Annotated in this window: 20 protein-coding genes and 4 pseudogenes; 9 read left to right on the plus strand and 15 right to left on the minus strand. The window is 65.2% G+C overall.

All coding sequences use genetic code 11. From position 1 onward, the window contains the following. Window positions 1-367 precede the first annotated feature (367 nt). Window positions 368-601, plus strand: a pseudogene (locus MUG98_RS02890) (hypothetical protein); the annotation flags it as partial. An 801-nt stretch (window positions 602-1402) separates the two neighbouring features. Here the strand turns inward: MUG98_RS02890 and MUG98_RS02895 are convergent. The 3 genes and pseudogenes from MUG98_RS02895 to MUG98_RS02905 form a co-directional block, all read right to left on the minus strand. Then, on the minus strand, window positions 1403-1918 hold the full coding sequence (locus MUG98_RS02895; RefSeq protein ID WP_265110680.1) for a metal-dependent hydrolase: 516 nt from the start codon (window positions 1916-1918) through the stop codon (window positions 1403-1405). Next, window positions 1918-2544, minus strand: coding sequence for an OB-like fold-containing membrane protein (locus MUG98_RS02900; protein ID WP_265110681.1), 627 nt, complete (start codon window positions 2542-2544; stop codon window positions 1918-1920). Before MUG98_RS02900 ends, MUG98_RS02895 begins: the two co-directional genes overlap by 1 nt. A gap of 502 nt (window positions 2545-3046) precedes the next feature. After that, a pseudogene (locus MUG98_RS02905) lies at window positions 3047-3441 on the minus strand (transposase); the annotation flags it as partial. 285 nt (window positions 3442-3726) lie between these two features. Between MUG98_RS02905 and MUG98_RS02910 the strand changes: the two are divergent. Then, window positions 3727-4209 (plus strand): hypothetical protein, encoded by a 483-nt coding sequence (locus MUG98_RS02910; protein ID WP_265110682.1) that lies wholly within the window; start codon window positions 3727-3729, stop codon window positions 4207-4209. 465 nt (window positions 4210-4674) lie between these two features. On the opposite strand, the gene MUG98_RS02915 is transcribed toward MUG98_RS02910, so the two are convergent. From MUG98_RS02915 to MUG98_RS02940, 6 genes are all read right to left on the minus strand, one after another. Next, window positions 4675-5109 (minus strand): PIN domain-containing protein, encoded by a 435-nt coding sequence (locus MUG98_RS02915; protein WP_265110683.1) that lies wholly within the window; start codon window positions 5107-5109, stop codon window positions 4675-4677. Next, window positions 5106-5354, minus strand: a complete 249-nt coding sequence (locus tag MUG98_RS02920) for a hypothetical protein (RefSeq protein ID WP_265110684.1) — start codon at window positions 5352-5354, stop codon at window positions 5106-5108. The genes MUG98_RS02915 and MUG98_RS02920 overlap by 4 nt, the downstream gene beginning before the upstream one ends. Window positions 5355-5415: 61 nt before the next feature. Further along, window positions 5416-6174, minus strand: a complete 759-nt coding sequence (locus MUG98_RS02925) for a LamB/YcsF family protein (protein WP_265110685.1) — start codon at window positions 6172-6174, stop codon at window positions 5416-5418. Window positions 6175-6276: 102 nt separating this feature from the next. Beyond that, entirely contained in the window at window positions 6277-6525 is a 249-nt protein-coding gene (locus MUG98_RS02930; RefSeq protein ID WP_265110686.1) for an acetyl-CoA carboxylase, read from the minus strand. A gap of 131 nt (window positions 6526-6656) precedes the next feature. Next, entirely contained in the window at window positions 6657-7625 is a 969-nt protein-coding gene (locus MUG98_RS02935; RefSeq protein WP_265110687.1) for a 5-oxoprolinase subunit C family protein, read from the minus strand. After that, entirely contained in the window at window positions 7622-8527 is a 906-nt protein-coding gene (locus MUG98_RS02940; protein WP_265110688.1) for a 5-oxoprolinase subunit B family protein, read from the minus strand. The genes MUG98_RS02935 and MUG98_RS02940 overlap by 4 nt, the downstream gene beginning before the upstream one ends. Before the next feature lie 235 nt (window positions 8528-8762). On the opposite strand from MUG98_RS02940, the gene MUG98_RS02945 reads away from it, so the two are divergent. Together MUG98_RS02945 and MUG98_RS25335 are read left to right on the plus strand one after the other, a co-directional pair. Beyond that, window positions 8763-10109, plus strand: coding sequence for an acetyl-CoA carboxylase biotin carboxylase subunit (locus tag MUG98_RS02945; protein ID WP_265110689.1), 1347 nt, complete (start codon window positions 8763-8765; stop codon window positions 10107-10109). A gap of 195 nt (window positions 10110-10304) precedes the next feature. After that, window positions 10305-10415 (plus strand): annotated as a pseudogene (locus tag MUG98_RS25335) (PIN domain-containing protein); the annotation flags it as partial. 101 nt (window positions 10416-10516) lie between these two features. Here the strand turns inward: MUG98_RS25335 and MUG98_RS02955 are convergent. Beyond that, window positions 10517-10933, minus strand: coding sequence for a GlcG/HbpS family heme-binding protein (locus MUG98_RS02955; RefSeq protein ID WP_265110691.1), 417 nt, complete (start codon window positions 10931-10933; stop codon window positions 10517-10519). 214 nt (window positions 10934-11147) lie between these two features. On the opposite strand from MUG98_RS02955, the gene MUG98_RS02960 reads away from it, so the two are divergent. Further along, on the plus strand, window positions 11148-11363 hold the full coding sequence (locus MUG98_RS02960; protein ID WP_265110692.1) for a hypothetical protein: 216 nt from the start codon (window positions 11148-11150) through the stop codon (window positions 11361-11363). A gap of 497 nt (window positions 11364-11860) precedes the next feature. On the opposite strand, the gene MUG98_RS02965 is transcribed toward MUG98_RS02960, so the two are convergent. Together MUG98_RS02965 and MUG98_RS02970 are read right to left on the minus strand one after the other, a co-directional pair. Then, the gene (locus MUG98_RS02965; protein ID WP_265110693.1) at window positions 11861-12271 is read right to left on the minus strand and encodes a type II toxin-antitoxin system VapC family toxin; all 411 of its coding nucleotides are present in this window, start codon (window positions 12269-12271) and stop codon (window positions 11861-11863) included. After that, on the minus strand, window positions 12258-12485 hold the full coding sequence (locus MUG98_RS02970) for an antitoxin VapB family protein (RefSeq protein ID WP_265110694.1): 228 nt from the start codon (window positions 12483-12485) through the stop codon (window positions 12258-12260). Before MUG98_RS02970 ends, MUG98_RS02965 begins: the two co-directional genes overlap by 14 nt. A 1450-nt stretch (window positions 12486-13935) precedes the next feature. Here MUG98_RS02970 and MUG98_RS02975 point away from each other — a divergent pair. Together MUG98_RS02975 and MUG98_RS25340 are read left to right on the plus strand one after the other, a co-directional pair. Beyond that, window positions 13936-14121, plus strand: coding sequence for a hypothetical protein (locus MUG98_RS02975; RefSeq protein ID WP_265110695.1), 186 nt, complete (start codon window positions 13936-13938; stop codon window positions 14119-14121). After that, window positions 14114-14630, plus strand: a pseudogene (locus MUG98_RS25340) (DUF8154 family protein). Before MUG98_RS02975 ends, MUG98_RS25340 begins: the two are co-directional and overlap by 8 nt. 133 nt (window positions 14631-14763) lie before the next feature. Here MUG98_RS25340 and MUG98_RS02985 read toward each other — a convergent pair. The 3 genes from MUG98_RS02985 to MUG98_RS02995 form a co-directional block, all read right to left on the minus strand. Next, window positions 14764-15894: an iron-containing alcohol dehydrogenase family protein gene (locus MUG98_RS02985; RefSeq protein ID WP_265110697.1), complete on the minus strand. Its 1131-nt coding sequence runs from the start codon at window positions 15892-15894 to the stop codon at window positions 14764-14766. 154 nt (window positions 15895-16048) lie between these two features. Further along, window positions 16049-17485: an aldehyde dehydrogenase family protein gene (locus tag MUG98_RS02990; RefSeq protein ID WP_265110698.1), complete on the minus strand. Its 1437-nt coding sequence runs from the start codon at window positions 17483-17485 to the stop codon at window positions 16049-16051. 645 nt (window positions 17486-18130) lie between these two features. Continuing rightward, window positions 18131-18910 carry a carbon-nitrogen hydrolase family protein gene (locus tag MUG98_RS02995; protein ID WP_265110699.1) on the minus strand — a complete coding sequence of 260 codons (780 nt, stop codon included), beginning with the start codon at window positions 18908-18910 and terminating at the stop codon, window positions 18131-18133. Between the two features lie 143 nt (window positions 18911-19053). Here MUG98_RS02995 and MUG98_RS03000 point away from each other — a divergent pair, with 143 nt between their 5' ends. Both MUG98_RS03000 and MUG98_RS03005 read left to right on the plus strand, forming a co-directional pair. Beyond that, window positions 19054-21933, plus strand: coding sequence for an FAD-binding and (Fe-S)-binding domain-containing protein (locus tag MUG98_RS03000; protein ID WP_265110700.1), 2880 nt, complete (start codon window positions 19054-19056; stop codon window positions 21931-21933). Beyond that, window positions 21930-22787 (plus strand): amidohydrolase, encoded by an 858-nt coding sequence (locus MUG98_RS03005; protein WP_265110701.1) that lies wholly within the window; start codon window positions 21930-21932, stop codon window positions 22785-22787. The genes MUG98_RS03000 and MUG98_RS03005 overlap by 4 nt, the downstream gene beginning before the upstream one ends. The last annotated feature ends 70 nt before the right edge of the window (window positions 22788-22857 follow it).

Raw genomic sequence — 22857 nt, forward strand, 5'->3', positions numbered from 1 at the left:
GTACACGCCTTTCACGCTGTTTTTGATCGATTTCACGACTTCACTATATTTTCCAAGTAGCTGATAGGAATGCGAGAGCGACGCGTCAGTCGGTGATTGATGTGTGCCTCGTAGCCAGTACGGCTCTCTCAACGTTATCTCTATTTGATAGCACTCTCGGTGTTACGTTCTCGTTCGAACTGAGCAGGTAGCGAAAAGTAAAGGACAATCACAGTACCTATCAGCCCGCCAACTGCAATTCGAATGGAGTCGACAACTCAGCCAAGAGGTGACCTGTGAAGCCCGAAGACCATGATTTTCAGCCCCGATGTCCCGTCCACGATTGAATCACTCGGTTACATTCGTTTCACCCATCCAACGTTAGCCCGTGTGTCCCCTCGCCCGCCGGAAGGGCCTCTCCGCCGGCGCCATCTGCACCGTCGACGGCACCCTGGTGAAGGGTACCCAGAAGGGAACCGCCACCGAGGACGAGTCCCTCCCCGAGAAGGCTAAGAACAACGTCTGGCGGGCACTCGACATCTCGCTGGACGCCGTCCGCGCGCTGACGCAGGAGGCCGATTCGGTCGTCGTTCGACCGACGACGCGTCAGGAGCCCGAGTGAGCTTTCGAACGCTAGGCGTCGGAAGGAGCTCTCGAACGCAACTTTTCTGACGGGACCCATCCCGTCTTCCCGGTCGGTTTCTCGCACCATTCCCAGCCGGCGACAGTGACGTGAGACGTGAGCGTGTCACCCGGTTCGACGCAGAGTTCTCTTGCAACGTACTCTTCGAGGCTGATCCACCGCTCATCTCGGTATTCGACGTACGTGTCCGGTATCCACCCCTCTCGTCCAGCGGTATCGATACACCAGAGCCAGCCGTCTCACTTCGTCGCCCGGTCTTCGATCGTGAGTTCGTCGCCCTCGCTCACTCGTATCGGGTCCGGATACGCGGACTCGTACGCTTCGACGACCCGACGATGATTCGACGTTGGATGACTCATACGTCCAACGGTATTCGCTGATCTCAGCGAAAAACCTCCGGTTCGGGCGCTCGAAACCGAAGAACGCGACATCGAAGCACCGTCTGGATGAGGTCCAGACGAGAGACGCGACGCTCACGCCCGATCGTCCACGAACGACCCGGACGAACCACCCAGTGATGATCCCGACGAGCAGACTGATGCACCAGATGAGCCTGCCGAACCGGACGAGCCACCCAACGATGATACCACCGAGGTCCCCACAGACGACGATGTGGACGATGGCGACGAAGCGAACGGCAACGGCGAGGAGTGACGGCGACATCGGAAACAGACCGCATCAGGTGGCGGTCTGGGTCCCCACACGACACGGCCAGTCCAGTGGGCCGGTCTCACCACGCCAGTGCCGACAGCGGGACGAAGCCACCGCGGTCGGGGCCCGTCAGTCGGTCGGTGGCGACTCGGCGGGCCCGCCACGGCGCTGGCGAGCGAGCGCCCACACGAGCGCCGCCGCCAGTCCCGCGACGAGGGCCGGCCAGCGATCGCTGCTGAGATAGAGGTTCGGCGCCGGGAAGTGATAGCCAGAAAGCGGCCAGAGCACGGCGTACGAATACCCGGTCACGGTCAGCAACAGCACGTCGAGGGCGTGGTGGGAGGCGGCCCCGAGCGCAAACAGGGCGATCGTCTGGCGGCGGTGGTCGGGCGCGACGAGCAGGGCACCCAGGCCGACCACGAGGACGGAGCCGCCGAGGGTATGCAGCGGCGTCCAGGAAAACGGGATGCCGAGCACGGCCTGCACGGTTTCGCTCGGCAGCACGAGCTTGAGCTTGACGAAATCCGGCGAGAGCGCGCCGAGCATCACGAGGGGGACCGACTCCGGGCCGAGCCGTTCGTCGCTGACCGCGAGCAGCGTCCCGAGCACATAGCCGACGAGGACGTGGGTGAGAAGATCCGGCATTACTGTTCCCCTCGCTTCGATGCCGGTCGACTCGGTGGTTCTTCCGTGGGGGCGTCGGGCTCGCTTTCGGTGGGCGTGGTATCGTCTCGGGACGACCCCTGGCGGCCGCGGAGCGCGAGCGGGGTCTCGCGCGGGACGAACGCGAGGCGCGCCCGATCGAACCGCCAGTGCCGGAGGAAGCTGCCGAGCGCGAGGCACCCACCGAGAAACGAGACGAGGTACATGTACTGGAACTCCCAGGGGGCCCGCGCGATCGCGCGCTCGGTCGCGAGCGTCGACGGCTCCGCGAGCGTGCCGAAGGCCGTGATCCGATCGCCCACCTCGATCGGGTCGTTCGTGTTCCGGACGGCGGTGGCGGCGTGGTCGAGCGTGAACTGACGTGAGACGTCGTGATAGCGCGTCTCGATCACGACCGGCTCGGTCGCGACGACGGTCCCGCTGAGCACGACCGACTCGCCGACGTACGCCTCGGGGGCGGGCCCGACCTGGTCTTCGTCCGGATAGGCGTTCAGCGTTTCGTCAGAAGCGGGGAGCGTGCCGGCCCAGAGCAGGAACCCAGTTAGACAGACGGCGAGCAGCGCCCCGACGAGGCGGCCGCGCTGGCCGCCCGGTTCACTCGGCGGCATTGATATGAACCAAGTCTGAATCGCGCTATGAGTCTTGTGGACCGGTGGTCACACTGCGGCAGTCCCCACTGGAGTGGGCGACTCGATGCGGCAGTCGCGTCCCGGGTCCGGGACGTGGCACCGCGTCACCGGTGAGGTGCCTGGTCGGCCCACGGTTGTTCCGGGCCGCGTGGCTCTGAACCCCCGCTTGCTGTGTGATGTGTCGCGATGCCACGCACGACCGCGAGTCCCGCAATCACTGTGCCGATCGCTCACATACACACTCGTAGTTCCGCTGGACCGCAACGAATTCAACCCCATGACGAAGTGCGACGACTTCTTCGCCGAAACCGCGCCCGACGACAGTTCTTCGTCGACGAGAAAGCGCTCGACCCGCTGGCCGACCCGGACGAGATCTACAGGCCGCCCGGCACGGGGAAGACGCTGACGACGCGCCGGATCTGCCGGGCGTTCGCCGCCCGTCACGGCAAACTCGCCGTCGAGTACGTCACTCTGAAGGAGTGTCGAACGCGAGGGCATCTTGGGCGTGGTCGCATCGGCGCGTCCGCTTTCGATACACCCGTCGAATCCGCCGACTGCTATATCGACCGTCGCGGAGTTTGGATCGTCTGCGGGCAATTTCCTCGGTGGTGTCGCGGAAGCAAGCGAATAGATCGCGGCCTGCGTAGGGGGACTGTTGGCCGGTCGTGGTCGTACAGGCGACGAGGTTGTTCGCACCCACGTCCGAGGCGGCTTTTCGGAAGCCAGTGGTGAATCCTGTCGAGAATCAGGTGCGGTGATCGGTTGAAAGGCCCTGAACATGTCGTCCACCTCGTCGTAGTACAGTTCTAACCGACCCTGCTCGCCCTCCCACCTGGGAGCGCCGCAGACTTCGAGTCGGAGACGGTCAGCCCCTCCAGCGTGTCGTGCGATGGTTCCGGATCCTCGACGCCCGCTCTGCTCGATCAGAGGGACGAGAACGACCGAGACGCGGCGCGATAGTTGTGTCTAATTCGAACAATATCGATGACGAGCCGGTTCGCTCACCGATTCATCGCAACCTTCGTATTCAACCTATCCAACCGAATCGGACGATCGCTGTAGTAAACGGCGGCAATATGAATCAACAGAGTTATGGTGTAGATGAACAGTATACACAATACTGCCCAATACTGATTGATCACCTGGGCAGAACCATTCACAATGAATCGAAGGACGTTCCTCACGAAACTCGGCGTCGGGGCCGCCACCGGCGGCGCCGCCGTTGCGACGACGAACGCGGTTGCGGCCGAAAGCGACGACGATTATCAACTCGAACTGGAGCCGGGAACGACCGTCTCGTACGCGGAGACGTACTACGGCGAATCGTTCATCTACGCGCCGCTTCCCGACGGTAGCACCTATTACCTGTTCTTGAACCAGAACGGGTGCTGTCAGGTGGACCAGGTCGTCATGGTACTTGCAGAGACCGGTGAAGTGCTATACCTCGAGAGCCTCGACGGCGTGCTCTACACCGTCGACGAGATCGGCGAGATGGCCGACCGGATCGGCGAGATGGCCGACCGGATCGTCTACACCGAAGAACTCATCGTCGAGACGGCGTACCTGATCGTCGACGTCATCGAGTACACGCAGGACAGCACGCTCGAGTTCGTCGAGATGCTGAACCCGATCAGTTCCGTCTGAACACTCCCGCCGTCGTGACCGGCAGCCGTCTCTCGAGATTAGATGTCGCCTCGCGCGTCCTCAATCCGTCCCAGTTCCGGCCGGCCGTCACGACTGTCTGGGAGGACCCCGTGCCGACCACGACCGCGTCGGGGCGAACAGCGGTAGCGCGGCACTGCGGGTGGCTGGACCGTCTCGTCCGATACGTTCTTTGCTGGCACGCCACTACCGCCGGCGAACGCGATCGCATGCGCACGGCCGACGACTGCTTCGTCGCCCCCTCCCCGAACGACAGTCCCTTCGTCGACAAAGGGCGCTCGATCCGCTCGCCGAATCTGCCGAGAGCAACGCCCGCGATATGCAGGAACGCGCCCTCACGACGATGCTGAACGGCGTCCACGACGGCTCCCTGCCGGCGACGGTCTCGCTCTACGGGCCGCGGGGACCGGCAAGACGCGGAAATCCCATGGTCGGATTCCACGCCGTTCACGGCGTGGAGGCGGTCAATCCTGACCACCGGTAGCTTTCGTGGGTGACTCCGAGGACATTCCCGAAGTGGCTGTCGCCAGCAAGAACAGGCGCATCACGCTCCAAAGCGGTTGCTGCGATTGCTGCGTCTCCTTTCCCGAGACCAGGCCCCTCACCTTCGTCCGTAGCGGCCATCCGCTCGCCGAGCAGCCGTCCAGCGCGACGGGAGATACGCGGGGTCATATCCACCACCGGGTAGGAGTCAAGCACGGCTTCCACCTTCTGGCGCTCGTCGAGGGTGTTCGCCACCTTCCCGACGCCGATGTAGAGCTCCAAAACGGTCATCGAGGGACTCACCAGCGGAACGCTCTCGGTTTCGAGTTCCTGGTCTTTCTGGACTGCGGGTTCGACGTCGTCGATAACGTCCAGGATGAAGCTCGTATCAACGCTCATTCGAAGCGCTCCGCGACCTCACGGACCTCATCACGGTCCGCCTGATCAGCGGCCTCGATGGCGTCGTCGCGGGCATCTGGGACGCGATCGCCGACTACTGAGTCAGTTCGGGTGGTGAGCGAATCGGTCCGGGATTCGAGCGTTTGCGTTCGAGACTCGAGTGTGTCGACTTCGTCCTCGAGCGGTTCAACCGGGGTCTCGAGGGTGCCGTCGTTCCAGATCACTCTCCGGTGGGGGTGCGTCAAAGCGACTCACGACACAGGCGGTCCGACCAAGAACACGGCCACGACGCCGTCACTGGCAGAGCTATAGTTCATCGAGGCGCTTCAATTCGATCCCTTCCTCCTCGAAGCGCTCGTGGATCGTCTCGAGCACTTCTACGGAGTTGGGATTGTCGCCATGAATACAGAGACTGTCAGCGGGGATGTCGATCATCGTTCCGTCAGCGGCCTCGACCTCGCCGCGTGTGGCAATGCTTACGGCCCTGTCGGCCGCGAGTCCGGGATCGACCTCCGACACTTCTTTTTCGACGATCAGCGTGTGATCGGAGCGGTAATCGAGGTCGACGTATCCTTCGAACACCGCATCGAGTTCGTCGTATTCCTCGGCAATCTCGTAAATATTCAGGTCTGTCGCGAGATAGACCAGCTCGGGGTCAACTTCGAGGATCGCATCCATGACCGCGCGAGCGTGGTCGTCGCTGCCGGAGAGCATCGAATACATCGCCCCGTGGGGTTTGACGTGTTGCACCTCGACGCCGGCCCACTCGGCAAAGCCGATGAGCGCGCCGAGTTGATAGACGACGTAGTCGCGGACTTCCTGGGGTGTGGCGTCCATCTGCCGACGGCCGAAGCCCATCATGTCCGGCAGCCCGGGATGAATACCGACGCCGACGTCGTGCTCCTCGGCCAGCGTGATCGTCTCGCGCATCACGTGCGGGTCGCCCGCGTGGAAGCCGCCCGCCACGTTGGCCGACGTAATGTACGGCATCACCTCCTCGTCGCGCCCCATGGTGTAGTTGCCGAAGCTCTCCCCCATGTCGCAGTTAATGTCAATGGCTACCATGCGTGAGGAGACTCCGTCGGATCCCTTCATCTTTGTGGAGCGGCTGCGCATCTCGACGCCCTCCGGGGGATTTCGGCGCCGATCGTCGCCGGTCGCCGGCCGTCAGTCGTCGATCGTCAGTTCGATCAGTTCCTGTCCGGCCTCGATCTCCGCCTCGTTGTCGACCAGCACGTCGGTCACGGTCCCGTCGTGCGACGCCGTGACGTCGTGGAAGTTCTTCATCACGCCGATGAGCGCCACCTTGTCGCCCTCGGTCACGTCGTCGCCGACCTCCACGAGCGGGGGGTCGTCCGGATCTGGTCGTCGGTAAAACACGCCGGGCATCGGTGCGGTCACGTACTCGGTCGTCATACCTCGTGTGTGGTTCCCTCACTACTTAATCGTTGACGCCGATCGCCGGATTTCGAGGGAGTCGACCCTTCACGGCGGCGAACGTAAACGCAGCGGTGACGTCGGGTTGACGGCGCGATCGCTCGCGCTCGTCACTCGAGGGCGTCTCGGATCGCGTCGAGATCCGCCTGCGCGGCCTCGCGGGCCTCGAGCGCCTCGTCGACCGTGACGGCGTCGAAGCGGACGGTCTCGTGGGTGCGAATCTGGGCGAGCAGGTCGCGATCCGTGCTGATCACCGTCGCGACGGTCGCGTACCCGCCGCCGGTCACGGCGTCCCGCATCAGGACGATCGGTTGCTGGGGCAGCTGGATCGAGCCGATCGGGTACCCGACGTCGACGACGTTCGACGGGTCGGTCCCCGCGCCGAACGGCTGTTCGCGCTCGACGAAGTCGAGTTCCGGCCCCTCGAGGCGGTAGCCGACGCGATCGGCCTCCGGCGTCACCTTCCAGTCGACCTCGCAGAGCCGCTCCCGGCTCTCGTCGGTGAGCCGGTAATCGCAAAGGCCGACGACGACGCGAACGTCGTCGATCGCCTCGAAGTCGCGGAGCCGCGATTCGGGAGCGCGGTTGCCGATCACAGCCTCGCGGTCGACGCCGTTCTCGCCGATCGCCAGCTCGTCGCCGTCCGCGAGCGTGCGGCCCTCGTGACCGCCGATGCCGACGAGCGTGTAGGTCGACTTGCTCCCCATTACCTCGGGGACGTCGATCCCGCCGACGACGGCGAGGTAGGTGCGCGCGCCCGTCGTGGTGAACTCGGTCTCCAGTTCCTGGCCGCGCTCGACTCGCACCGCTTCGTGCATGGGGACGTCGTCGCCGTCGATGCGGGCCGGCATGTCGGCACCCGCGAGCGCGACGACGGCGTCCTCCTCGAACCGGAGGTCGGCGCCACCGTACGTCATCTCCAGGGTGGCCGCCTCTGGACTGTTGCCGACGAGCGCGTTTGCGACCCGGTGCGAGAAGAGGTCCATCGCACCGGAGGGCGGCATGCCGATGTGGTACTGGCCGAACCGGCCGAGATCCTGTACCGTCGTCGAGATGCCGCCGTCGAGGACGCGAATCATTCGTACAGCACCTCCGTGATCTCCTCGTTGTACTCGTGTGGGGCCTCGAAGAACTCGTCGGGGGTGAACTCGACCGACGCGGTCGTGTACTCGTACGTGCCGGCCTCGACCTCCTCGCGCACCGCGTCGTACTCGTCCCGGTCGATCGGCCGGTAGTTCAGGACGTCCCCGGGATTCGGGAAGACGATCGACTCCTGGAAGTCGGGGAGGGTCTGCTCGGCGTCCAGCACCTCGATCGGCGTCCGGCCGTACAGTTGGTAGCCGCCCGCGCCCTGGACCGGGTAGATGACCGAGAACGCGCCGCCGAAGCCGACCGCCCGGCCTGGCGTGTTGGTTCGGGGTTGCTCGTACTTCGGTACCTCGAGCTGGTCGCTCCTGGGCACCATCTGGAAACACCACGGGAGGCCGGGGACGAACCCGACCATCGTGACCATATGCGGCGCGCCGACGAAGGTCTCGATGAACGCCTCGGCGTCCTCGAGCCCGTTGATCCGCGCGGAGTACTCGAGGTCCGTCGCATCGGGGTCCTGGTGGCGATCGCGAAACTCCATGAGCGTCTCGTGGGTCCACGGGTCCTGGAAGAGGACGGGAACGTCGACGATGCGCGTCTCCCAGGAGTACTCCTCGATGTCGGTCTCGGCGGCGATCTCGCGCAACCTGTCGACCATCGCGTCCGGCCGGATCACGTCGGGGTCGAACCGGACCATGTACGACGCGTTGGCTGGGCAGATTTCGGTGACACCGTCGATGTCGCGCTCGCTGATCTGTTGTGTGATCGCCATCGCCTGAAAGTTGGCGTCGAAACTCATCGCCTCGTCAAGTTCGACAAACACGTGATCGTCGCCGCCGAATTCGTATCGAGGCTCCGGCAGTTCCGTGCGTTCGATTCGCGCTTCTGTCATCGGTGTGCCGCCTGTCACCGTGTAATACATTAACAGTGGCGGTACTCCGGTTCTAGGAGTCTCTCCGCCGAAATCGACGCTCGACGACACCCACAGTGGTGGGCTCTCCCCACAGGCGTGTCGACAGTGCGCGTCGGCGCAGGCAGTACGAGCCGGTTGGAGACCGTTCCCGGCCGACACAGGACGGACGGCGCGCGGGTTCCAACTTAAGTGGGTTGCTAGCGACTTCCAAACGATGTTCGACAGACTCCTCGTCGCGAATCGCGGCGAGATCGCGGTCCGGGTAATACAGGCGGCGCGGGAACTCGGCGTCGAAACCGTCGGCGTCTACAGCGACGCGGACGAGACGGCAAAGCACGTCCGCCACGCCGACGTCACCCGTCACGTCGGGTCGTCGCCAGCCAGAAAGAGCTACCTCGACGGTGACGCCCTCCTCGAGGCCGCTCGCGAGACCGACGCGGAGGCGATCCACCCGGGGTACGGGTTCCTGGCCGAAAACGAGGCGTTCGCTCGTCAGGTCGAGCAGTCGGAGTGTGCGTGGATCGGGCCGCCGGCGGACGTCATGGCCGAGTTCGGCGAGAAGACGAAATCCCGGACGCTGATGCAGCAGGCGGGCGTGCCGGTGGTTCCCGGCACCGAGGACATCGTCGACGCGCCGGCCGACGTCCGCGCGTTCGCGGACGAGCACGGGTATCCGGTCGCCGTCAAAGCCGACAGCGGCGGCGGCGGTCGCGGTCTCAAAGTCGTCGACGAAGCGGCCGAGATCGAGGACGCCCTTGCGGAAGCCAAGCGCGAGGGGGACGCGTACTTCGACAACCCCGACGTCTACGTCGAGAAGTTCCTCGAGAACCCGCGCCACATCGAGGTCCAGGTGCTCGTCGACGCACACGGCAACGCACGCCACCTCTACGAGCGCGATTGCTCCGTCCAGCGCCGCCAGCAGAAACTCATCGAGGAGACGCCGTCGCCGTCGCTCGATCCGGAGACACGCGAGGAGCTCTGTGCCGCCGCGTGCCAGGGCGTTTCCGAGGCCGGCTACGAAAACGCCGGCACCGTCGAGTTCCTCTACGAGGACGGCGAGTTCTACTTCCTCGAGGTCAACGCCCGTATCCAGGTCGAACACACGATCACCGAGCTCGTGACGGGCATCGACATCGTCAAGTGGCAGCTCCGCATCGCCGCCGGCGAGGAACTCGACTTCGCGCAGGACGCGGTCGCACCCCGCGGCGCGGCGATGGAGTTTCGCATCAACGCCGAAGATCCGTCGGCCGGCTTCTCGCCCACCCCCGGGACGCTCGAGACGTATCGCCCGCCAACCGGGATGGGCGTTCGCGTCGACGACGGCGTCGACCAGGGCGACCGGATCAGCCCGTACTACGACTCGCTCGTCGGCAAGTACGTCGTCTTCGGCGAGCATCGCGACGAAGTCCTCGCGCGGGGCCGACGCGCGCTCGACGAGACCGACATCGAGGGGATCGCGACGACCGTCCCGTTCCACCGCGCGGTGCTCGAGGACGAGCGGTTCCGCGCGAACGACCACACGACCAAGTACCTCGACGAACAGTTCGACGGGCTCGACTGACGGCGGGCGGCGCGCCCCGAAGCCCGTATTTGGCCGGAGCGTCAGCCGGCAGTTTCGGCTTCGAGAGCCTCCCGAAGCGCCGCGACGATCGACTCGAGCTGCTCGCGGTCGATCGTTAGCGGCGGCTGGATCCGAAGCGAGTTCCTGTAGACCCCGCCGACGCCGATCACGCTGCCGGGGTCGACGAGATGGGGTGCGATCGCCAGGGATGCTGCCATCTGGAGCGACGATGCTGACTTCGACGACCAGGACCTGGTCGAGACGTACTCGACGAGTGATGTGATCAACTCGTTTGACACGCGCTAACTCGGCAGATCTGTCTCTCAGTATCACGAGCGCACACGCAGAGCTGTATATTGATCGCCACCAGAGAACGAGACAAAACTGGCGGAAACCGATGCCGACGGTCAGTCGGTCTCGAACGCCTCGAGCCCCGCTTGGGCGACTTCGACGTCCTCGTCCACGCTGCCGCCGGACACGCCGACGCCGCCGACGACGGTGCCGTCGTCGTCCTCGAGGGGGAATCCGCCACCGAAGGTGATGATTCGGCCGTCGTTCGTCTCCCCGATCCCGTACAACGACTCGCCCGGCTGTGAGACCTCGTGAACGGTTTCCGTATCCAGTTGCAACGAGACCGCTGTGTAGGCCTTGTTCTGGGCGATGTCGATGCTCGCGAGCAGCGCGCCGTCCATCCGGTGAAAGCCGACGAGATTGGCACCCTCGTCCATTACTGCGATACACATCGGCGGGACGTCGGAGTCCCCGACGTGGGTCTCCGCCGCTTCGATGATCTCCGTTGCGACATCCAGTGTGACTTCTGTCATGTGGTCCGGCCTCCCGTCCCTAGAATCAGAATGCTGAAAAATAAACCTATGCCATGAGTTAACATGACCGTTGGGTCCGGCTGACCCTCTCGTCGGTCGATAGATCGCCGCACGGACCCCGACCGAACGCGACGATCGCGACGACAGCCGGTCCGGGGTCGCCGTCCGCTGACCGCCGCGGCGCCTAGCCCGGGGTCGGGGGTGTGGCCCACCCATGGTCGCGATCGGCTCACGGCTGGCGGGCGACGCCGTTGCCGTCGCCGACCCGACGCGAATCGAGAGCGTGCGCCGGCCGATCGTTGGCGTCGAGTCGCCGCCCGACGCCGCGATGGACGTCGACGTGTTCGATCGGGAGGGATCGGTCAGGCCGGGGTCGAACCCGTCGGGATCGAGCGGCCGCTCGTCGGCCGGGTCGTCGACAGACGGCTGATTCGGTCCTGGGTTGGAACCTAATGGTCGCGGATTGCCCGCCGCGTGCCGACGCGACACGCACAGATGGGGCGGTTGTGAACGCCCCACCATGTACCCCTGGGAGTACGCCGCCGTCGCCTCCCGCTGCGACGTGGCGTTCGCGCGCTGGCACGAGAGGAACCGACGGGGTGGGCCGGCCGCGTCGTGCTGCTGGCCGCCCAACGCCCGGAACTGCTCGACACCCCGCTGGCGTGGCAGTGTGGCCGCTTCCCAGCGGGCGCGCTTACTGGTGGTCGTCGTGGTCCCGCGCTCGGGTGCCGGCCTCACGATCGCGCACCGACGCGGGCGGCCGACGCTGGGCGTCGCGGTCGCGATCGGCGACCTCAAACTCGGGTATCGACAGACTGCGAGGCCGTACACGATGTCAACGCCCGTCCCACCGCTTGCGGGATGCAAGACACTGTTCGAAGAGCGTGAGTACGCTGCGTCGGCTGCGTCCACATCAGTGGGTGGAGTTCAAAAGGACGTCCAATCGACGACAGTGACGCCGTCCATCCGGTCGAAGTGGTCGACGTTCGCAGTGAGCACCGAGAGCTGTTCGACCATTGCCGTCGCCCCGATGTAGACGTCATGGAGGTCATGAAGCGGCGTGCCTTGCTGGTGCATCTCGCTGATGATGTCGGCGGCAGCGATCGCGACCGCGCGATCGACCTCTATGATTTCGAACCGGGCGAGCAGGCGCTCCAGATCCTCGAGTGCGTCCTGCCGCGTCGCACTGTCCGTGTATCGCTTGTTCACGCCGAGACGCAGTTCGGTGACTGTGACCGTACTGATCGCGTGGCGGCCCTCGTCGTCAAGCCTGGCGACCCGATCAGCGACTCCGCCGCGGTCGATATCGACGAGTACCGCCGTGTCACAGAGTTTCATCGTCGAGATCCTCGAGCGTCCCGCGACTCAGTTGTCCGATATCCGCCTTGACATCGTCGTGCGTCTCGCGATCGAGGACGCCCGCGCCCGTGACGTCGGCGAGTTGGCGACGCTCGTCGAGGTGGTCTCGAATGACGTCGCTGAAACTGCGATCTCCCTTCTCGCGTTTGAGTTCGCGATACACGTCGTCGGAGATTGCGATGTTCTTGCTCATGTCGTATGTATGGGTACTCATACGCAAAAGCGTTTCGTGGAGCGTGATACGGACGTACCGAAAAACCGAGCGAAAGAGCGCATACGCGGGCCTCGACGGCGTCTTCGCCGGCATCTGGGACGCGCTGACCGACTATCCAGAATGGACCGTCCCGTGATCGTCGAGTCGACGAACGATCGTCTTCGTGTCGTCTTCGGACAACCCTCCTCGACCGCTCTACCGATCACGCCAATCGTGCCGGGTACCGTTGCCTCGAGGCCGCTGTTCGATCGGCCTCCCCCGTGGACACCTGTCGTCTCCGGACGGCTTCGCGAGGCCGTCACGCCGCTTCCCTGCCGGCCCTGCTCGTGGTGAGCCATCCACCGCTACTCGCCTCCCGTGAACGACCATACAGACACGTAGTTCCGCTGGAAACCGACCGAACCACCTGCGTTGCTCGGGGACCCGAGCAGTATTCGGGGTACGTGATGCCCGCAGAATGCGTCACACCCCTGCTGTGGTTCGGTGGTTGCTCGATCGGCATGTCTGAAATAGATCTAAACTGAGAGGTACGTTATTATATCTCTTAGAATAGATGTTCGACGCCGCTCCGATACCTGTGGCTCACGTCTCGAAATCTGATCCCGTGCCGGTGGTGTATAATGTTGAGCCACGGTGCTGAATCGATGAGATGCACGCCGTCTGTGGCGTCGTATCTCGCTGTGAGAGAGCTGAAGAACCTTTCAGCACGTCCTGGTGGGCGCGTTGCATACCGCCGGGGACGGTGGAATCGGTTCGTGTCGGGATCGACAGCAAAATACCGCTACTGGCGGTAACCGTCGAGTCAGTGCGGTTGATCGGACCCTGATCCAGCTGGGTCCCGGCGATCGGCTGTCGAACTGTGTTCTGGCTCCCCGTGGAGCGTCGATCGGGCACCACTTCGCCCCATATCTAATATATAGATACAGTATTCGAAAGTGGTGGATCAGATGGATGGGCTGGATACGTACTTGTATCCGTTCGCACACTTTCGCGTCTCACATCACACGGCTACCTGACTGCTCCTGGTGCCGATAAGGCGGGTGAATGCTAACATGGACACCAAAAATTCCGATCAACTCGATTTTCAAAGTGTATAAATACTGTCTCTATCCACCGACCCCGTGACGTAGGACGCTTGGCGACGGAACGGAGCCGACGGGTCAGAGCGCTCGAGTGAGGGGATCTTAGACTGGGTTCAGGCGTGCTTCTCCCGTGGGTCGCCGACGAGCGGGGCGGAGCAGGTGGCTACGGAGTTGTCGCTCGGCGGGGCTACCCCCGTTCGACGGAGGGCGGCGGAACCCGACTCGGCGTCACGACACCGCTACGGAGGTCACTCGCTGAATACGTACGGCGTAACCGGGGCCAGTGTCCGACCACGTATGCGATACGTTCTTTGGTGGCACGCCACTACCGCCGGCAACGCCGCCATATGAGCAAGTACGACGACCTCTTCGAGGCGACTGCGCCGTCGGATAGCGTCTTCGTCGAGAAGGGGGCGCTGGATCCGCTGGCCGACCCGGCCGAAATCTACGCCTGCGAGCGCCAGGAACGCGCGTTGGCGACGATTCTGAACGGCGTCCGAAAGATGGTGTTCCACGGTGATCTCGATGAGTAGAGAAGGCGACCCGCAGGCCATCACGGACGCGCTCACCGTGGCTATCGACGCGTTTAACGAGGAAGGATACGGTGTGCCCAAGCGGGAAGAGGCGATTGACGCCGACGCCGACTGGTAAACCCAGTTGGCGAAGGCGTGTCGGTTGCTAGCCGCAGTCGATACGATCGCTGAGTAAGGATTCTACACTGCTACCATCGAATTGTGTTTCGGTGCGACCGAACGATCGGTCGAAGCCTTCGCGTTAGCCGAAGGCGGCGACGATCTCACTGATTACCATGACCACACCACTTGCTACGATCGTGCCACCGACCTCGGACTTCTCTCCGCCGAAACGACGCGTGAATTCCGACAACTGTACGACACCAACCGTACGGACAGTTACTACGGTGGGCGACGTCCGACAGAACGCCAAGCAGACACGATCCTCCAACTCGCTCACACAATCCACGAACGTGTCACAAACCAAATCAGGGAAGGCGCGCGACTGCGCTTGCGACTCATTGGACTAACTGGCGATAGGAGCAGAGATTCAGTATTTGGAGACGGGGCGCTACCGCTTCAGTTGAATCTCACGTTCAGGGAGGCCTCGATCCCCGGGACGAACTGGGCACGGTTGCCGCTCCCTGTGCTCCAGACGGTGGGCTACGCCGTGTTCGGGAGCGCATACCGGCAAATGGACACGATGGCGTCCTCGTCGTACTGGAATGGATTCGTCTCCATGTTGAGGTTATCAACGGCCGTCTCGGCGACGACCTCCAGCTGCCAGTCCTCGGGGACGTCCGGCAGATGCTGCAACCCGACGTCGCGTCGGAGGCGTTCCACGCGGTCGGCGAGCTCCACGTGCGGGGGGCGGGCTGACTCCACGAGGGTGGCGTATCGCGCCCGCGCTCCCGGATCTCGCTCGCCGTTACGGCGGACGACCGCCGGGAGGAGCATCGCGTTCAGGTGGCCGTGTGGAAGGTCGTGGACGCCGCCGAGCGCGTGGCTCACTGCGTGGACGGCACCCAGCCCGGCGTTGTTCATCGCGACACCGGCCAGATAGCTGGCTTGCTGCAGCGCCTCACGGGCGGCGAGATCGTCGCCGTCCGCGACCGCCGTCCTGAGTGACTCCCTCGCGATGTCGTAGGCGTGGCGGCTGTAGGGGAGTGTTAGTTCTGTCGCGCCACTGGCGGTGAGTGATTCGATGGCGTGCGTGAGCACGTCGAACCCCGTCGCGGCCGTCAGGACTGGTGGCAGCGAGAGGGTCAGTTCGGGGTCGAGGACGGCCGCGTCAGCCAGCATCGAGGGGTGACCGACGCTCCGCTTCTCCGCGCGGTCGTGGTCGGAGACGACGGCCCAGTAGCCGGTTTCGGTACCCGTTCCGGACGTCGTCGGCACCAGAACGAACGGGACGCGGCGGTCCAGACGGTCCAGGGAGGTCTCCGGGGAGAGGTCCAGCGGGTCAGTGGTTGTCGCCGAAACGGTTGGTGCGATGCACGCAGCCTTCGTTGCGTCCATCGGACTCCCCCCACCGACCCCCACGGCGAAGTCAGCGGCTACGAGCCGGTCGGAAAGAGACAGAACGGTCTCCTGGTCCGGGTTCGACGGGACGTCCGTGTGGACGGTCGGCTCGACCGGCAAGTGATCACGGACCGCGTCGACGACACCAGCGTTCGCGACACCCTCGTCGGTCACGACGTGAACGTCGTTCGCGTCGTCTGGCACGAGGTCCGCGAGCCGGGACCGAGAGCCTGGTCCGGTGAACGTGCGCGGTGGGGAAACGAACTCCGTCATGTTCGATCGAATGGCCCTCCAGTTGTATTCAGCGTCGCGACGCGAACGAGTTTGATCGACCACAGAGAGCTCCCGGCACCCCCCGGCAATCGCGTCCCGCCCCGAACTCCTGCCCGGTCGTTATCCCGGATGCGTGGCGTGGAGTCGTGGCGGCTCATGGGTTGATGTTGATGCCGACGTTCTTTTCCTGCGTGTAGTTCTCGATCGCCGAGAGCCCCTTCTCGCGACCGACGCCGCTGTTGTCGTACCCGCCGAACGGCGTCTCGATCCCGCCCACGAACCACTCGTTGACGTATATCTGCCCGGCATGGACGTCGCGAGCGAAGCGGTGCGCGCGCCGCAGGTCCTCGGTGAACACCCCGGCGACGAGCCCGTAGTCGACGTCGTTGGCGAGTTCGACGGCCTCCGTCTCGTCGGCGAAGGTCGTCACAACGAGCACTGGCCCGAAGATCTCCTCCTGGGCGAGGCGCGAGTCGTGGTCCACGTCGTCGAAGATCGTTGGTTCGACGAAGTAGCCAGTCCGGTCCGGGACGCCTCCGATGAGCGGGCCGCCGTACTCCCGCCGGCCCGCGTCGACGTAGGAAGCGACGCGGTCGAGTTGGTCGGCCGAAATCAGTGGGCCCACGTCCGGGTCGTCCATACCGGGGCCGACCGTGAGCGACTCGACCCGCGCAGCGAGCTGCTCAACGACTGCGTCGTGAACGTCCTCGTGGACGAGCAGGCGGGAGGCCCCGGAGCAGATCTGGCCGGCGTTCGAGGTGAACAACCCGGCGACAGCGCTCTCGATGGCAGCGTCCAGGTCGGCGTCCCCGAACACGACCAGCGGGCTCTTCCCTCCGAGTTCGAGGTGTACATGCGCGAGATGCTCCATGGCCGCCTTCCCGACCTGGCGGCCTGTTTCGACCGATCCGGTGAAGCTCACGCCGTCGACATCGGGGTGGCTGGAGAGGGCAGCGCCCGCCTCGTCCCCACGGCCAGGAACGACGTTGAGAACGCCGTTGGGGAGGCCAGCGTCGGCCGCGATCTCGGCGACCCTGACCGACGAGAGGGGCGCCTCCTCGGCCGGCTTCACGACCGCTGTGTTGCCCGCGGCGAGCGCCGGAGCGACTGATCGGCCGAAGATGCCGATCGGGTAGTTCCACGGGATGATCTGGGCGGTGACACCTAGCGGTTCTCGAACGGTGTAGTCCACGTACTCCTCGCCGAGCGGGATACTATCGCCGTGTATTTTGTCGGCGATACCCGCGTAGTACTCGAAGGCGCGGGCGCAGCCGTCCACGTCAACGAGTGCCTGAGACCAGGGTTTGCCAGTGTCGAGCGTCTCCAGGTCTGCAAGCTCCGTCTGCGCGGCCCGGATACGGTCTGCAACGTCGGCGAGCAGTTCGCCGCGTTCCGCTGGCGGTCGGGACCGCCAGTCAGCGAGCGTCTCGCGGGCTGCGGCCACGGCTCTCTCGACGTCTCGACTGTCACCGGCAGCGACCGTCGTGAGTTCGGTCTCCGTGGACGGGTTCACGATCGGCAATCGGCCACCCGTCACGGACTCGACCGGGTCTCCATCGATGAAGAGACGATACTCGTTCCTGATATCCATGGTGGGCGTGATCCCGCTGGTCACATTACGGTTGGCGGTTACATGGGTCAGTATTTATACCTATTTTCGCTGGTGGTAGTCGCGCCCGCATACGAAAAGCTCGCTGCCGCCGGTTCGTCTCGAAATGCGTTTGGGGCATACGTCGCAAGGAAGGGTATGCATCGAATCATCGGCTCCTGCTCCTGATCCCCCTGCTCGACATGCTCCTTTCTTGCCCTTGGTGGTGCTCTTGGGAGTCCTAACGGCACTGGTGGGGATGTTGCTCGTCCGGGTAGATGGCGGTATGCCTTGGCCCAGATGCATCGCAAGGCCGCCAGGAGAGAAAGGACCCCACCGACGAACCCCCTTGACGGTGACCTCCTTCTCACTCTGAGCCTCGTTACTGATTTCGTCGGATTCGTTTTCGTCCTGCCGCCGACCCGATACCCCGTCCGTTTGGCGCTGAAGAAGCGAGTGGTCACGCCCTACGTCGACGCAAGAGCTCCAGCTTCGCCACCGGCAACGTCTACATCGGCGGCTTCCCCCAACGAGAACGACTTTAGCGGGGGCCGAGCGCTGGCGGGCCAGGCGCCGGTCGGGGCGAGACCGTCGACCTCTGGAAAGACGCCTACGTCGTCGAGTTCGAAGAAACGAGCGACACCTGACTCAGGTCTCCCGGGCCCGGCGCGTCTCGAGGACTGGGTTCCGCTCGCGAGCGGTCGCGATTCGTCCCCGGTCGAACGATGCAGCCACGGTCGTCTTGCCGTCACCGGTCTCCACGAGTATATCGCCCTCGGGGCCGGCAACGAGGCTTCCGCCGGCGTGGACGCGACCGCGCTGGTCGCCGGCGTGATTCGCACCGACGACATAACACGTGCCGTCGAACCCGCGAGCCCGACAGAGGAGACGCCAGTCCGACCGATAGGACTCGCGCCAGGCTGCGCTGACCGCTAAGAGGTCACACTCAGCGCGACCGTACGCCAGCGTCACCTCGGGAAAGTTCAGGTCGTAGCACAGGACGAAGCCGACAGTCCCGACGGTTGTTTCGACGGTCACGGGCGCCGACCCGGTAGCGAACCGGTCTGCCTCGTCGCCCCAGAGGTACTGCTTGCGGTACGTCGCTGTGACGCCGTCGCCCGTGACGCAGACGAGGTCGTTGTACAGTGCGTTGCCGTCCCGCTCAGGGAGGCCGACGACGAGGGTTGTCCCATGGGAGTCCGCTACTTCGATCAGCCGATCTGTGAGCCGTCCGGGGATTTCCGCTGCGTGCACCTCAGCCACGTCAACGTCGTAGCCCGTCACGCAGAGTTCGGGAAATACGGCCAGCTCGACCGAATCAGGAAGCGACCCCAGTAGTTGCTCGATCCGTTCGACGTTCGCGTCGACGTCGCCTACCGTCGGTTCGAACTGGCAGGCCGCGACGGCCGGGGCGTCCGGGTCGGGCATGGTTCTGGGCTACGTAGGCGGCCTCCGGACTTGAGCGTACCCGAGAACATGTGGGCCGTTTAGAGTGCCCCGCCCCCGGCCCGAATAAACCGTGGACATGTGGGTCGCGAGGGTTAATGGGCTGAAACTGCAGCTTTCATCCCATGAGTATCGACAGCGAACCGCGTCCCAGCGGGCCGGGGGATCTCGCCGCGCTCGACAGGCGTATCGACGGTGACGTTGACGCCAGCGACGCGACGCGGGCCCTCTACGCGACGGACGCGAGCATCTACAGGGTAGAGCCCGCGGGGGTGGTCTGGCCGGCCAACCGCGACGACGTCCGCGAGATCGTTCGGTTTGCCCACGAAAACAACGTCAGCCTCACCGCCCGTGGCGCCGGTAGCAGCCTCACCGGCAACGCCATCGGCGAGGGGCTGGTGGTCGAGTGTACCCGATACCTCAACGAGATCGTGGCGGTCGACCCAGAGCGCGGGACCGCGACCGTCCAGCCAGGGGTCGTCCTGGACGACCTCAACGCGGCGCTCGCCGAACACGACCTGTACTTTCCGCCAGACCCCAGCACGTCGAGCACTTGCACGATCGGGGGGATGGTCGCCAACGACGCGGCCGGGCCCCACTCGGTTCGCCACGGTACGACCCGCGAGAACGTCGCCGCCGTCGAGTGCGTCCTCGCCGACGGGAGCCTCGCGACCTTCGAGCGCCGCTCGGGGCCGGCACTTGAGCGGGCACGAGACCGGGACGACCGTGTTGGCGACTTGTATCGGACAGTGCTGGATGCCCGGGCACAACTGGCCGAGGAGATCGACGAGCGGTATCCCGACGTCGAACGGAACTCCAGCGGGTACGACCTCCAGTCGGCCGCGGCACCCGACGGGTCGTGGGCGGACCTCTCGCAACTGCTCGTCGGCAGTGAAGGGACGCTGGGATTCATCGTCGAGGTGACGATCGAGGTGACCGAGCGACCGTCAGCGCGAGCGGCCGCCCTCTGTTTCTACGACGACGTCGTCGATGCCGCGGCTGCGGTCGTCCCGGCCCGGGCGGCCGAGGCGAGCGCCATCGAACTCGTCGACGACGCCGTCCTTGGTTACGCCCGTGACGCCTGGGGTATCGACCTCGTCCCGGAGGCGGCAGGCGCCGCGCTCCTGATAGAGGTAGAAGGCGAGCCGGCGGACCTGGAGGACCGGCTCGACGAGGCCGTCGCCGCGGCCACGACGGCGGACCTGGTCGGCGTCGAGCGGGCGACGTCGGACGAGAAACAGGACGTGCTGTGGAAGGTCCGCAAGGCGTCGAACCCGCTGTTGAATCGGCGTCCCGGCGACGAGCAGGCGCTATCGTTCGTCGAGGACGCCGCGGTGCCACCCGAGCGTCTCCCCGAATACCTCGAGCGCGTCGGAGACGTCCTCCGCGAGCACGACCTGGAGGCGAGCGTCTTCGGTCACGCTGGCCAGGGCGTACTCCACGTCAAGCCCTTCCTCGACCTCTCGACCGAAGCCGACCGGGAACGCCTGCAGGCGGTCTCGGAGACGGTCCACGAACTCGTGCTCGACCTGGGCGGCTGTGTCTCCGGCGAGCACGGCGACGGCCGATTGCGGTCCCAGTACCTCCCGCAGATGTACGGTGAGGATGTCTACGAGACTTTTTGCGCGATCAAGCGGGCTGCCGACCCCCGGGACGTGTTCAACCCAGCGAAGGTGGTTCCCAACGCCGAGGGAAATCTCGCTGGTGTCACGGAGGACCTCCGGTTCGAGGGCTACGACCCGCAGACGGTGGAGACGGCGCTGGACTTCTCGGCCGAGGGCGGGTTCGGCTCGCTTGTCGAACAGTGTAACGGCTGCTCGAAGTGTCGGTCGACCGGCGATGGCGTGATGTGTCCCTCCTACCGGGCCGCCGACACGGAGGTCACGAGCACCCGGGGTCGCGCTAACATGCTCCGGGGGGCCATCGACGGCGAGCTCGGCGAGGACGCGCTGACCAGCGATTGGTTCCAGGAGGAGGTATTGGACCGCTGTCTGGCTTGCAAGGCCTGCGAGACAGAGTGCCCCACCGGCGTCGACATGGCGAAGCTCAAGACCGAGGCGAAACACCGGCGCCATCAGGAGCGTGGGGTCCCACTGCGTTCGCGGCTGTTCGGTAACGTCAGGACGCTCAACCGGCTGGGCAGCGCGCTGGCACCGCTGGCCAACCGCCTCGCGACGTTCGGTCTAGGCCGTGTCGTGATGGAGAAGGTACTCGGCATCGACCGGCGGCGGTCCGTCCCCCGATTCGCCGCCGAGTCGTTCCCGGAGTGGGTCGCAGCACGCGAGCCCGCGGCCACTGCCGGCGAGTGCGGCCGGGTCGTCCTCTACCCGGACTGCTATACGGCCTACAACCACCCCCAGGTCGGCAAAGCGGCCGTCCGCCTCCTGGAGGGTCTCGGCTACGCCGTCGAGGTTCCCGCCGTGAACTGCTGTGGCCGGCCGGCCCTGTCCCAGGGCATGGTCGAGCGCGCGCGTGGCGACGCAGCCGAAACCGTCGACGTCCTCGCCGACTACGTCGACGATGGCGTTCCCGTGCTCGCAGTCGAGCCGTCCTGTGCCAGCGCGCTCGTCGAGTACGACGATCTGCTCGAAGAGACAGCCGGCGTTCCCGACGCGGCAGCGACGGTCTCGACGTTCCTCTACGACAGAGTGGTGACCGGCGACCTGGCGTTGCGCGAAGCCGTCGATGGCGAGCGCGTCGCGTTCCACGGCCACTGCCACGAGACCACCAAGGGCTGGGACCACGCACCGATCGCTCTGCTCCGCCAGGTTGGCTACGGGGTTGAACCGGTAGCGGCCACCTGCTGTGGCATGGCGGGCTCGTTCGGCTACGAGACCGAGCACTACGGCCTCTCGACGACGCTCGGCGCGGACCTCGTCGAGACTATCGAGGCCGGGGAGTCGGACGTGGTCGCCGCGACGGGCGCGTCCTGCAGACAGCAACTCGGGGACTTCGACGTCGATACTTATCATCCGGTCGAACTCCTCGCGGAGGTGGTCGTATGACCGACGATGTCCTCTACGGCGCGATCGACTGTCACGTCCACACGGCACCTGACCTCGTCGAGCGCTATCAGACGGACCTGGCGCTCGCTCGTGAGGCGATCCAGGCTGGCATGCGCGGCGTCGTCGTCAAGAGCCACGTCCTCCCGACCGTCGGACGGGTCGACCAGGTCAACGAGGCGCTCGGTGCGACGGTCCTCCACGGCGGTGTCGCGCTCAACGGAACCGTTGGCGGGCTGAACCCGGACGCCGTCGAGACCGCGCTCGAACTCGGTGCGCGGATCGTCTGGCTGCCGACGGCCTGGGCCGCCAACCACGCCAGCCAGGCGCGAGCGGCGGGCCGGTCGCGGTTCGTTGGCCAGCGGGTCCCCGGTTCCGACGAGGAGATCCGCGTCGCCCGCGACGGCGAGGTGACCGAGGCGACCCAGCGCGTCGTGAACCTGGTCGCCGAACACGACGCGACGCTCGGGACGGGTCACGCTAGTCCCGAAGAGATCGACGCCGTCGTCGAGGCCTGCGACGCCGCCGGCGTCAGGTGCCTGGTAAACCACCCCTGCTTCCGCCTCGTCGACCTGCCCCTGGAACGCCAAGTCGCCCTCGCCGAGCGCGGTGCCGTCATGGAGTACTGTGCGTACGCTGTCGAGAGCACGCCAGACCACTCCGTCGACCGCCTCGCGCGCGCCGTCAACCGGATCGGCCCGGAGCGGTGTCTGCTCGCCACCGACTACGGACAGGCTGAGAATGCGGCGGTGTCTGGCCTGGCCACGTTCGCGCGCGAGGTTCAGGAGGCAGGCGTCCCCCGCGAGGCGGTGCGGACGATGCTGACGGAGACGCCGGCTCGCGTCCTCGGACTATGAGGCGTAGTCTGTTGTTTACCCCATTTTAAACCCTCCATATTGTTGGAGTGAAGACTGATGCGGGGTCTCA

Origin of the sequence: Halosolutus halophilus (assembly GCF_022869805.1) — an archaeon.
In the GTDB taxonomy this organism is placed as follows: domain Archaea; phylum Halobacteriota; class Halobacteria; order Halobacteriales; family Natrialbaceae; genus Halosolutus; species Halosolutus halophilus.